Annotated in this window: 10 protein-coding genes; 8 read left to right on the top strand and 2 right to left on the bottom strand. The window is 40.8% G+C overall.

What is annotated here, in order from left to right:
• Positions 1 to 36 precede the first annotated feature (36 nt).
• From AC2FA3_RS06665 to AC2FA3_RS06650, 4 genes are all read left to right on the top strand, one after another.
• A complete protein-coding gene (locus AC2FA3_RS06665) occupies positions 37 to 447 on the top strand; it encodes a DUF2177 family protein (RefSeq protein WP_149489028.1) in 411 nt (136 codons plus the stop codon).
• Between the two features lie 195 nt (positions 448 to 642).
• Positions 643 to 1251: an acyl-CoA thioesterase gene (locus AC2FA3_RS06660; protein WP_262880628.1), complete on the top strand. Its 609-nt coding sequence runs from the start codon at positions 643 to 645 to the stop codon at positions 1249 to 1251.
• A gap of 199 nt (positions 1252 to 1450) precedes the next feature.
• Positions 1451 to 2554, top strand: a complete 1104-nt coding sequence (locus AC2FA3_RS06655) for a cation diffusion facilitator family transporter (RefSeq protein ID WP_490508909.1) — start codon at positions 1451 to 1453, stop codon at positions 2552 to 2554.
• A 95-nt stretch (positions 2555 to 2649) separates the two neighbouring features.
• On the top strand, positions 2650 to 3381 hold the full coding sequence (locus AC2FA3_RS06650; RefSeq protein WP_490508908.1) for a DUF2059 domain-containing protein: 732 nt from the start codon (positions 2650 to 2652) through the stop codon (positions 3379 to 3381).
• A gap of 132 nt (positions 3382 to 3513) precedes the next feature.
• Here the strand turns inward: AC2FA3_RS06650 and dps are convergent, their stop codons facing one another.
• Entirely contained in the window at positions 3514 to 4011 is a 498-nt protein-coding gene (gene dps, locus AC2FA3_RS06645; protein WP_490508907.1) for a DNA starvation/stationary phase protection protein Dps, read from the bottom strand.
• Between the two features lie 508 nt (positions 4012 to 4519).
• Between dps and uvrB the strand changes: the two genes are divergently transcribed.
• The 4 genes from uvrB to AC2FA3_RS06625 all read left to right on the top strand — a co-directional run bounded on the left by uvrB (position 4520) and on the right by AC2FA3_RS06625 (position 10026).
• Positions 4520 to 6508, top strand: a complete 1989-nt coding sequence (gene uvrB / locus AC2FA3_RS06640; RefSeq protein WP_490509011.1) for an excinuclease ABC subunit UvrB — start codon at positions 4520 to 4522, stop codon at positions 6506 to 6508.
• A gap of 89 nt (positions 6509 to 6597) precedes the next feature.
• Entirely contained in the window at positions 6598 to 8079 is a 1482-nt protein-coding gene (locus AC2FA3_RS06635) for an AbiH family protein (RefSeq protein WP_490508906.1), read from the top strand.
• A 207-nt stretch (positions 8080 to 8286) separates the two neighbouring features.
• A complete protein-coding gene (locus AC2FA3_RS06630; protein ID WP_490508905.1) occupies positions 8287 to 9363 on the top strand; it encodes a pyridoxal phosphate-dependent aminotransferase in 1077 nt (358 codons plus the stop codon).
• A gap of 285 nt (positions 9364 to 9648) precedes the next feature.
• Positions 9649 to 10026, top strand: a complete 378-nt coding sequence (locus AC2FA3_RS06625) for a hypothetical protein (RefSeq protein ID WP_490508904.1) — start codon at positions 9649 to 9651, stop codon at positions 10024 to 10026.
• A gap of 137 nt (positions 10027 to 10163) precedes the next feature.
• Here AC2FA3_RS06625 and AC2FA3_RS06620 read toward each other — a convergent pair whose 3' ends face one another.
• Entirely contained in the window at positions 10164 to 11849 is a 1686-nt protein-coding gene (locus tag AC2FA3_RS06620; RefSeq protein ID WP_490508903.1) for an alkaline phosphatase D family protein, read from the bottom strand.
• Between the last annotated feature and the right edge of the window lie 19 nt (positions 11850 to 11868).

The following is an 11868-nucleotide window of genomic DNA, read 5'->3' as shown; positions in this document are numbered from 1 at the left end:
CTGCATTTTTAGTCCCTATTATAAAAGGATATTATTATGGGTTATGTATATATCTATCTTGCTGCTGTGGCTATATTTTTAGGCATCGATGCGGTCTGGCTAAAGACGATGACTGGTCTTTTTTATGAAAAGCGCATCGGACATCTGCTTGCCGATGAGCCCAATATGATTGCAGCGGGCGTGTTTTATCTGTTTTATTTATTGGCGCTGTGCATCATTATCTTATACCCACAAATCAAAGCACAGGCTTCGCTCGGTCATATTTTTTTAATGGGTGCTTTGATAGGGTTGATGGCTTACGGTACTTATGACTTTACCAGCTTGGCACTGTATAAAGGCTATACCTTAGATACTGCATTGGTAGACTTTGTATGGGGCGGACTATTAACAGGCACGGTTAGCGCGATTGTCGCTTGGCTTGCGTATCGTTTTCATTGGTTGAGCTAATGAGCCGATTCAGTGAGCGCATTTACGAGTTAAGCAAAGATACTTTGGTTAATTGCTATTTATTATCATGACATAAAATTTGGCGTTTATACCCGTAAGACTGTACTTTAGCGGGCATTTATTTGCGATTTATCAGAGGCTGCTGTATAACGGACATTCAAAATAGATAGGCTTCTGATAACGGTAAGGAATATTATGTCGCAATACAATACTAGCTCTACTGCCAAAAGTGCACCTTTAAACCATGAGTTATATATGTCGGTGTTAATGACGCCAGATATGGCAAACTTCATAGGCAATGTGCACGGCGGTGATTTGCTCAAGATGCTTGATCAAGTCGCTTATGCTTGCGCCAGTCGCTATAGTGGTAGTTACGTCGTGACGCTATCGGTCGATCAGGTAATGTTCCGTGAGCCTATCTATGTCGGCGAGTTGGTTACCTTTGCAGCCAGTATCAACTACGTCGGCAGAACGTCTATGGAAGTGGGCATTCGTGTTGAAGCCGAAGATGTTCGCGCCCGTACGATTCGCCATACCAATAGCTGCTATTTTACTATGGTAGCAATTGACGATAATGGTAAGCCAACCCCTGTGCCTGAGCTTGAAATTAAAAATGAGATGCAACAATGCCGTTTTGATGCAGGCTTAGCACGTAAAAACCTACGTATGGAAGGCTCGCATCGTCCCAGTTGTGATATTAATCAAATGATTGGTGAAAGTTTAGGCGCTGGAAATCTAGACGCTGAAAACAAGGCGGATAAAGGCATGGTTGGCGAGCTTTCTCAGCGTAGCAATGCGAAGTAGGGTGCTTTCAAACTATCTCGTCTATTAAAGCTATCAATACTTAAACAAAGTCTCACTAAAACCTTACTGAACAGCGCTCGGTTTTTGGTTAAATTTAATGGTAAATAAGGCAGATAAAAAAACAGATAAAACGGCTAACATTGATAGCTCGACTGTTTTATTTGGCTGCCTTAACCCATTATATAAAACAGAGACTCATATGAGTTCAAAACCCTCAGGATTACCAGAATCCTACTCTACAGAGCAGTCAATACTGCAGTCCAGTCGCACTCGCGGTGGTAATAGCACGCGTCTTGATGTCACGAATACCTCCTCTCACTCTGCACCCAATGATAATGACAAAAAAGATGATCATAAATCTTCATCATTGATCACTGTGCTGATTGCGGTTGGGGCAAATCTTATTATTGCGATTGCCAAAACAATTGCGGCCTTTATGACCGGTTCTGCTTCTATGATAGCGGAATCAGCGCACTCTTGGGCAGACGCGGGCAATGGTACCTTATTAATCGTTGCAGAAAAAAAGTCGATCAAACCTGCTGATAAAAGCCATCCATTAGGCTATGGTAAAGAATCATACGTGTGGTCGATGATTGCTGCCTTTGGCGTCTTTATGGCGGGCTCCATTGTTTCTATTTATACCGGTATTACCGAATGGAATGCGTCCGAAACTGATACGAACTATACCATTGGCTTTATTGTCTTAGCAGTGGCCTTTGTACTTGAAGGCTTTTCCTTATTGCAAGCTTATTTGCAAAGTAAAAAACATGGCGAGGCTATCAATCTTAGCGCCCTTGGTTATGTTATTGATACCTCAAACCCAACCTTGCGCGGCGTCTTCTTTGAGGATTTAGCAGCGGTCATTGGCTTGGTCATTGCCGCAGCGGCGATGGGCATGCATGCTTATACCGGACAACCTTTTTGGGATGCGCTTGGGTCGATTGTTGTCGGTATACTGTTGGGTATGGTCGCCATCTTTTTAATCAGCCGCAATCGCGACTTTTTGGTGGGCTATAAAGTCTCAGAAAAAATGCATTGCTACATATTAACTGAGTTATTAAATCATCCGGATATCGATAGCGTTTCTTATTTACATTTGGAATGGGTCGGACCCAAAAAAGTATTTATGGTAGCTGCAGTAGACATCGCTGGTAACCAGAAAGAACAGCAAATCGCGCAAAAATTTGAAGATATTGAAAATCAGTTTCGAGCCAATCCGCTATTTCAAGAAGCCATCCTAACGCTGTCAATCCCTAATGCTGAGATTTTACGCCCACCAGATCAGATAGCTGATACTGTTTAAAAGGTCTATTTAGTAACTGAACATTCATAACTGAAAACTGATAGCCGTACTACTTAAAACTATAATACCGGAAACTATAATAATGAGAGCCTAATATGAAACGTTCTAATGCCGCTACTATAAAAAAATCGCGAAAGCGTACCAGTGCTATAAACCCATTACTCACCTTAGTAGTAACGACGCTCTTATCAGCGCCTATCGTCAATGCCAACGCAGAATTAATTATCCATAGTGAGCCTAAGCAAGCCAGTCAGTCTAATCAAAACCAACAAGTCGCGACGCCAGTAAATAATGCTATTAACAATATCGCCAATCAGCAAAATAATAATAAACAAGCACCGACCGATGTTTCTATTATTAAGCTTATGCAGGTGATGCATATTGACGAGCAAATACAATCTATCGTTAATGGCCAACAGGCGGCTATGGATGCCATCAATATGCAAACACAACAACAGGCTCAAAACGCCAGTCAGCAAGTAAATGATAAACAACTAAATAAGCGTCAACGTCAGCTGCAGGAGCAAATTCAAAGTGTCTTAGGCCAGTATGCTAAGATTATGAGCAATGGGATAGGCAATGCAACAGACGCGCAAACTTTGACGCAAGCTTATATCAGTGCGGCTAAGACTTACTATACACAATCGGAAGTTGATGCCCAAATCAAATTTTATGACACGGAAATGGGTCAGAGTATTCTCGCAAAACAGCCGCAAATTACGGCTGCTTTTTTACAGCAATCCTTGCCACAAGATACTTCTGAGACTGAAAACCAGTTAAGCGAGCTGCTACCACAGATGAAGCAAATCGTGAAAGGTATTTTTTAAGTTAGCTATTTTACCCTAGATTTTAACTGAGATATTTTAAAGTCAGTTTCGAAAATGGAACGCATAAAAAAGGTCACCATCTAGGTGACCTTTTTCTATTTAGCAAATAAGTTAAGATTTTCTAATATAGACTTATTTTTTAGACGTATCTTTTTTAGGGGCATTTGCACCGATAAACCAAGCATCTTTATCGACAATACGGCTGACTTCCGTTAATAGGTCAGCGGTATCTTCATCACCCGCATCACCCGCAGTATCGATCCCTTCACGCAAAGACGCAGCAATGGTTTTATAGCGATTGGTCAGCTCACGCACGTGCTCATCTACTTTAGTGATGTCAGTCGGGTAAGTCTCTAAGATAGAGTCCTCAACGACACGCTTAGAGATACCATTGGCTTTACCACCAAGGATAACGATACGTTCAGCAACGGTATCATAAGCCTCCGTTAAGCGCCCATAAGTGTCATCTAATAGCTGATGCACCCCGATAAAGCCAGTGCCTTGCAAGTTCCAATGGCACTGCTTGCTGTCCATACTCAAATCAATGAGATTTGCTAAATTAGCGTTCAATAAGTCAATCATTTTCTTTGCGGTTGCGTCATCTATTCCACTTGCGTAACGTTCTCTCATGTTCTACTCCGTTATGTGTATTATTTTAATGAAAACTTCATTTGTTGTTATTGGTATTTTCTTGATGAACTACTTGTTGATTCGTTATGAATAATAGCAGCTTAAATGAAGGTTGGAACCCTCAAGCTTTAGGCTTTATTAGGTGGTCGTGTAATGAGTTTGTTAATCATGAAAAGCTTTGTAAGTTTAGCGGATGCTGTGTGCGTTTTTTATAACGAAGGTACTATTTATTCGTTAGAAATAGGGCCTGCGACCTCATGTCTAGGTGCTCGTATTGCAAGAGAAGATGGTAAGATAAAACCCTTAATTGCCTTTAAAAACCCTAGCTTAGGCCCCACATTGTTATAAACCTAACCTCTTATAAAAAATCAGGAAGACAGCCATTATGCGAATGCCTGAACCGCGCTCGTCGCGTCAGTTAAACCAATTGGCCACTCAGCTACAGGGCGAAGCTGAAATTAGTGGGGTCAATGCGTCTGGTACGCAAATATCAAGTCGCGCCTTTGAGATGGTAACGGAATTTGAGCCCGCAGGTGATCAGCCGCAAGCCATTAAAAAACTGGTTAACGGTATTAATTCTGGCATGGATGAGCAGCTACTACTGGGTGTGACGGGCTCTGGTAAGACCTATACCATGGCAAAGGTTATCTCTGAGACGCAACGTCCTACCATTATCATGGCGCATAATAAGACGCTTGCCGCGCAGTTATATGGGGAATTTAAATCGTTCTTTCCCAATAACGCGGTTGAGTATTTCGTCAGTTATTACGACTATTATCAGCCGGAAGCATATGTCGCAGCGAGCGATACCTTTATCGAAAAAGACAGTGCCATTAATGATCATATTGACCAAATGCGTCTGTCAGCGACGCGTGCATTATTAGAGCGCCGTGATGCAATTATCGTCGCGTCCGTATCCTGTATCTATGGTTTAGGTGATCCAGAAAGTTACCTAAAAATGCTGCTACATGTTGTAGTCGGTGACAAAATAGACCGTACTGCGACGATTAAGCGCTTGGTTGAGATGCAATATGAACGTAATGAACTCGACTTTGGGCGTGGTACGTATCGTCTGCGCGGTGAGCTACTGGATATCTATCCTGCTGAGTCTGAACAGCTGGCGGTACGCGTCCATCTGTTTGACAATGAAGTGGAAAAAATCACCTGGTTTGATCCTTTAACGGGCAAAACGGTGCGTACGGTGCCGCGTATTACTATCTATCCGAAGTCGCATTATGTGACGCCACGTAATAAGTTAGAAGCGGCAACCCATACGATTCGTGCTGAGCTTGAGCCGCGTCTTGAATATTTTCGTGAGAATAACAAACTGGTTGAGGCGCAGCGTCTAAAAGAGCGCACCCAGTATGATTTAGAGATGATTCAGCAGCTTGGTTACTGTAACGGTATCGAAAACTACTCGCAGCATCTGTCTGGTCGTCCGTCAGGCGAGGCGCCGCCGACGCTGTTTGATTATATTCCAGAAGATGCGCTGCTATTCATTGATGAATCACACGTGACGGTATCGCAGATTGGCGCGATGTATAAAGGCGATAGATCGCGTAAAGAAAACCTCGTCAATTACGGCTTTCGTCTACCAAGCGCGATGAATAATCGCCCGATGAAGTTTGAAGAGTGGGAGCGTATCAAGCCCAAAACTATTTATGTTAGCGCCACTCCTGCATTATATGAGCTTGAGCATAGTGAGCAAGTAGTTGAGCAAGTCGTGCGTCCAACGGGTCTGATTGACCCTGAGATTGAGATTCGTCCCGTCTTAACGCAAGTCGATGATGTGCTATCTGAGATTACTAAACGCCGTGAAAAAGATGAGCGCGTGCTAATCACTACCTTGACCAAGCGTATGTCAGAGGACTTGACCAGCTATTTGAAAGAATATGACGTCAAAGTCGCTTATCTTCACTCGGATATCGATACCCTTGAGCGTATGCAGATTATCCATGAGCTGCGTACGGGCGTACATGACGTGCTAGTGGGCATCAACTTGCTACGTGAGGGTCTTGATATGCCCGAAGTATCATTGGTCGCGATATTTGATGCTGATAAAGAGGGCTTTTTGCGTTCGGAACGTGCCTTGATTCAGACTATTGGTCGTGCTGCCCGTCATATTAATGGTAAAGCCATTCTCTATGCCGACCGTATTACCAACAGTATGCAAAAAGCGATTGACGAGACCGATCGTCGCCGCGAAAAACAAGTGGCCTTTAATCTTGAGCATAACATCACGCCAACAGGTGCGCGCCGTAGTATCACCGATAAAATCGATACAGGTGACGATTTGGATGCCAACGACAATCAAGTGATTCCTATCAAAAGCAATCTACCTGATGTCGATATTAGTATCTTACGTAGCCCTGATTTGCTCGCTAAAGAAATCAATCGTCTTGAGAAGCTGATGAAGCAGATGTCGCGTGACTTGAAGTTTGAAGATGCAGCGAAAACGCGTGATAAGGTATTAGAGTTAAAAGCGCATTTGATTTAGAAATAAAGATGTAGAATGTAAAAATAGTAGGGCGAGTTAACGGATAGTTAGCTCGCTTTCTTTTTGGATTGTAAAAAGGAAGCTAAAAATTGGACACAAAAAGAATATTCGTACTAGGTAATGGCTTTGATTTAGCTCATTATTTACCAACTGCGTATGTACATTTTATGGATGCAATGATGGTTGTCGAATCTTGTAAAGAAGATCAGGAGCTTGGATTTGATGATTTATTTCAGAAATATATCGAAGGTGAATGTTCCGATAGAGAAAAGAATTTTTTTAGCAAAACTAAGGAGTTGTATAGAACAGATGACTTGAGACTATCTGTTGAGATAGTCAAATGCTTGCAAGAGAAGTTAATAAATAATGGTTGGTTTCAGCATTTTAAGCATCATTTGACCGATGTAGATACGTGGATTGATTTCGAAAATGAGATTGAAAATATCTTAACTTCTTTTAGTTCGATATTTGACATTGAATTTAGTGGTAGTACCGTATCGGATAGTATTGTTGGAAGCTATACAAATCCTAGTCCGGATGTTGATATAAGAAAAGTTTTAGATAGTGATGAACAAGTATTTGATTGGCAAATATTTAAGAAGTTTGGAGTTAAATTAAACTATTTTTTAAATTTACTTAACAACTTTAATGTAATTAAAAGAATATATGGTTGTGCTGAATATGAAATAGAGAGCCAACGCGGTCAACAGTCTATATACAAAAATCAGGTTTCTAAAAGGTTGAATAAATTAGAGTATGATTCCTTTGATGCTTTTGAGAATAAAAAAATAGATGAAATTACTACTAGGACAACAATTAAAAAGTCTTTCGAGAATATCGTAGAAATAAAGTATTTAAATCGTTTATCTACTATATATACTTCTTTTAATGAGAATGAAGTTTTTAATAAAGCATTGAAAGACTTGGAATTATTTTCAGAAATATTTACTACCTACATAGGTTTAGTCGTTAATCAACTTGAGACAGTAGAGTCTTTTTGCGCTTTTGGTAATCTAGGTCAAGAAATTGAAGCTTTATATACTTTTAATTACTCTAATACTTTTGAGAAGCTATACCCCAGTAGTTTTGATAAAGAATATAATCATGTTCAATATATTCATGGTAGCGCAGAACGTAAAAATATCGTTCTGGGCATAAGTGACTTAGATGAACATCAATTAAAAAAGTATAAAATCTATGGTTTTGTTAAGGCTTTTCAAAAGCTTATAAATAATACCGATTATAAGTTTCTTGATAATACAGATATCAAAGTTGCAAGAAGTATACCTAGAGAGGCTGGACAAGTAAGAGCACATTATGAGGTAGTGATTTGGGGTCATTCGCTAGATGCTTCAGACGCAGAATATATTCGAGAAATATTTAGTCTTAACCATGCAGCCCTATTAAATAGAGTCACTATAAAGATTTGGTATCATAGCTCGCCACATATGCAACTCGCTAATCTTATGTATATTATGGGTAAAGACGTTATTCAAGAGTGGATGAAGAAAGGCTGGCTAGTATTTGAAGCCGCACCTGATATCTATGCAGAGAATATAGAGGTTGAATGATTATAGATTGAGAGAATTGTCTTGTAACTTAAGTCTTATATTTTAGAGGTATATGTTAGGAGCAAAAGGTAGGGCTTTACCCATTAGAATTGATAACTAATAATTTGCCGTTAGATAACTTGTAATTATACCAAATGCCGCTTAAGATAATATCAAGCAGCTGCATTCGCTTTATTACTCACGGACGACTTAGGCGGATTATCTATCATGCATATAAATACCATTACCCATAATAAAACTGATGAATTACTAAGATTGGACTTCAATGAAAACTCCTTAGGCATGTCAGCTTCTGTCAAAGAAGCTATCCTTACTGCTTTAGATGGCGCTGCTCGTTATCCCGATAAGCAGCGCGCCAAACTGATGAACAAAGTAGCCGCTCTCAATGGCGTACCTGAAAAACAGGTCTTGTTGGGTAATGGCTCAATTGAGAGTATCAGAGCTGTCGTACAAATGCTGCATGATAAAGCCTTGAAGACAGACGTAGGGTTTCAGCTAGTCATTCCAGACCCAACCTTTGGCTGTGCAGAGCTGTATGCAATCTCTCTTGGCGTACCAGTGGTCAAAGTACCATTAACTCGCGATGACTATGATTTAGACTATGACAATCTACAAAAAGCTGCCACTGAGTTTGACGGTATTAGCTTGTTTTATCTGTGCAATCCTAACAATCCCACGGCAATTATTACTGCGACGGATACGCTCAAAGCTTGGATAAAAAATGCCCCAAAAAATCATTACTTCTTATTGGATGAAGCCTACTTTGGCTATGTCACAGACCCAAGTTTTGAGAGTGGCGTTGAGTGGGTAAAGCAGGAGCTATCAGATAACCTAATTGTCGTTCGTACTTTCTCAAAACTATTTGGACTTGCAGGTCTACGCGTTGGCTATGCGATTGCAAGTCCGCAGACTATTGCAGAAACTGGGTTTTTAATGTCTACGGATAATATTAACGTATCAGGTGCGGTTGCCGCAATCGCAACGCTCGAAGATGAGGCATTTTTGGTGCACAGTTTACAAACCACCAATCAAGCAAGGCACATGATGGAGACGGCGCTGGATGAGTTGGGACTACGTTATTTACCCTCGCAAACCAACTTTATTTTTTATGAAGTAAACGGCGATGTGCAAACATACATAGATAGAATGAAAGAGCATGGTATCGCGGTCGGTCGTGAGTTTCCTTCTATCCCAGGTTTCAATCGTATTACTCTCGGTACACCCGAAGAGATGATGGTGGTTATCGATACGTTGCAGTTATTTCGTGAGAAAGGCTGGGTGTGAATAAGCTTAATTGTATGGTTTAATTAATTCAAAGATGAATGGCTTAGATGGCATCTTTCCTTTTTTATTTTTCCAATCATTTTTATAGCCTATAGATAGAACGAGCACGCAATTTTTACCAACATCAAACGCAGTTTTACATATTCTGTCTTAAAAATCAGCCGCCCAGCTTATAGAATAGGTTAATAAAGCACGACCTGTTAATCTTAAAAATAAGTGCTAGACCAAGACCATAAGAATAGGCGTGCTAAAGGTTTTTAAAATTTTAAGATAAAGGGTGTATATATGTTTGATATCAAATCTTTTTTTAAGAGAGAGGTAGAAAAAAAGCTCATGGATGTGGATGATTATATCTTTATGCCTGAGCGTGTAGAGATGGAGTTAGAAGGCGGTCTATTAAACTGTGTACTCAATAGTGACGGTCGTGTCGATATTTTTTATACTAAGCAAGGCGTGACAGAAGTGAGCTCAGCATCGCGTAAGCATCCTTTTACAGCGTTTGAGACCGAGTTATATCATGGCATTTATGATGATGTTATCCATGCCTTGATTAAAGAAGTAGATAAGATAATTGACGGCTCTTCCAAGTATTTTCATCGTAGTAAAATATTGCCAACGACAGCTTCTTTACCCATTAGTCCCTTGCCTAATAGTAAATTATAAGTTGACTCGTCATAAGTGCGTCAGCATTTTATAGAGACTATTAATAATAAGATGAGCAATAAAAAGGGTAAATCATATATGATTCACCCTTTTTTATTGGCTTATATTTTTTCACATTGAGTGTGTAAAATATGGTGTTAAGCGCCACTTAAAGCGGCAGACTTTTTCACTGCCATAGATTTATCAGCAGCAGACAAGGCCGTGATATTGGTAGGCGGGCGAGATTGGCTACCCTCAATCAAGTGGTTAGTCTGTGTTTGAGTAACTAAACTTTTTGCAAATCTAACGCTATCATCACGCTTTTTTAAGGTCTCGGTATAATACCACTCACATTGTAAAGCCTGTTCGTTAATGTCCAATAACATATAACCGTGATCGGTTTGGTTATTGAATTTTTGATGTGGATTTTCTTCTACTCCTGCGCCGCTTTCTGGAAAGGCTAGAGAAGTTAGGGCAGGACAGACAAATTCTACTGCTAATGAGCCTTCACCTGTAAGAGGGTTATATCCGCTAGTATCAAAAGGATTTTTTGCGACGTCAAAAGCAAATGAGGCATGATAGTCGCCGGTTAAGACCACCGTATTATCGATACTATTTTTTTCGATGAAATCTAATAAACGTGTACGCGCACTGGCATAACCATTCCAAATATCCCCAGAATTGGTCGCAGAAGACCCTTTAAATGGCGCTAAAATGACTTGTTGCCCGAGTATTTGCCATGTTGCTTGACGGCGTTTACCCTCTAGCATCTTTAAATAAAGCCAGTTTTCTTGTTCAATACCTAATAATTGGCGTTCAGGCTCGTTACTAGCTTTGGCATCAAGCTTCTCGCGACCAAATATCCGTGTGTCTAACATATTCAAATCAAACAATTTACCAAACTCAAAACGTCGATAAATACGTAATTGACTGTCTAGCTCGTTACTGCTGTCGTCGCGGATAGGCATCCATTCATGATAGGCGCGCACGGCGGACATTTTGCGTTCTATATAGCTACCTTTACTCTCAGTATGAAAACCTGCGCCACCTTTCCATGAATTATCCGCTATTTCATGATCATCCCAAACGGCGATAAACGGATGCTGGCGATGGCATTCTTGCAAATCAATATCGGTACGGTAGCAAGCATAGCGGCGACGATAATCGTCTAAGCTAATGATTTCATTTTTAGGTTCTAAAGGGCGCTCTTCTTTTAAATCGTTATCGCGATAAAAGCCTTCTGGGTACTCATAGATATAATCGCCTAAATGTATGACGGCAGAGATATCAGCTTGCTTGGCGATATTGGCATAGCCGTTAAAGTAACCAAAACCATAGTTCGAGCAGGAAACTACTGCTAAGCGCACGCGATCGACTTCGTTTGCTGGCAGGTCTTGATGCGGTATAGTGCGTGTGCGACCGATAGGAGAAAGATAGCCCAATGCTTCAAAAGCATAATAATAAGTGGTATTTGGTTGCAGGTTTTTAGGGTCGACTTTTACGGTAAAGTCAGATTGCGCTGTCGCTATTGCGCGACCTTGAGCGACGATATTTTTAAGCGCTTGGTCTGTTGCCACCGTATAAGCCACAGGGATGCTAGAGGCCTCGATACTACCGTCGTTGGTAATCCGTGTCCATAGTATCACACGATCATGCAGCGGATCACCACTGGCAATACCATGTACGAAAGGTGCTGCACCTTGATAACCCAAGTCATCTAAATCATCGAGGCTATTTGGCGGTTTGATGTAATCGTCATCTGACGAACAAGCGCTGAGCTGCGTGAGTAGAGTACCGGCTACCGTTACCTGACCACCCAGTTTTATAAATGCACGTCTTTTCATCAGTCATCCTTGATATGAG

The sequence above is a fragment of the Janibacter sp. CoH_79_TC_3 genome (assembly GCF_058197955.1).
Note: the sequence above shows the minus strand (reverse complement) of the source record. Positions and strands in the feature narration are given on the sequence as shown.

Bases quoted from the DNA above. Each gene is read 5' to 3' on its own strand.
- AC2FA3_RS06665 (WP_149489028.1), top strand. From the start codon at position 37: ATGGGTTATGTATATATCTATCTTGCTGCTGTGGCTATATTTTTAGGC.
- AC2FA3_RS06660 (WP_262880628.1), top strand. From the start codon at position 643: ATGTCGCAATACAATACTAGCTCTACTGCCAAAAGTGCACCTTTAAAC.
- AC2FA3_RS06655 (WP_490508909.1), top strand. From the start codon at position 1,451: ATGAGTTCAAAACCCTCAGGATTACCAGAATCCTACTCTACAGAGCAG.
- AC2FA3_RS06650 (WP_490508908.1), top strand. From the start codon at position 2,650: ATGAAACGTTCTAATGCCGCTACTATAAAAAAATCGCGAAAGCGTACC.
- dps (WP_490508907.1), bottom strand. From the start codon at position 4,011: ATGAGAGAACGTTACGCAAGTGGAATAGATGACGCAACCGCAAAGAAA.
- uvrB (WP_490509011.1), top strand. From the start codon at position 4,520: ATGGTAACGGAATTTGAGCCCGCAGGTGATCAGCCGCAAGCCATTAAA.
- AC2FA3_RS06630 (WP_490508905.1), top strand. From the start codon at position 8,287: ATGCATATAAATACCATTACCCATAATAAAACTGATGAATTACTAAGA.
- AC2FA3_RS06625 (WP_490508904.1), top strand. From the start codon at position 9,649: ATGTTTGATATCAAATCTTTTTTTAAGAGAGAGGTAGAAAAAAAGCTC.
- AC2FA3_RS06620 (WP_490508903.1), bottom strand. From the start codon at position 11,849: ATGAAAAGACGTGCATTTATAAAACTGGGTGGTCAGGTAACGGTAGCC.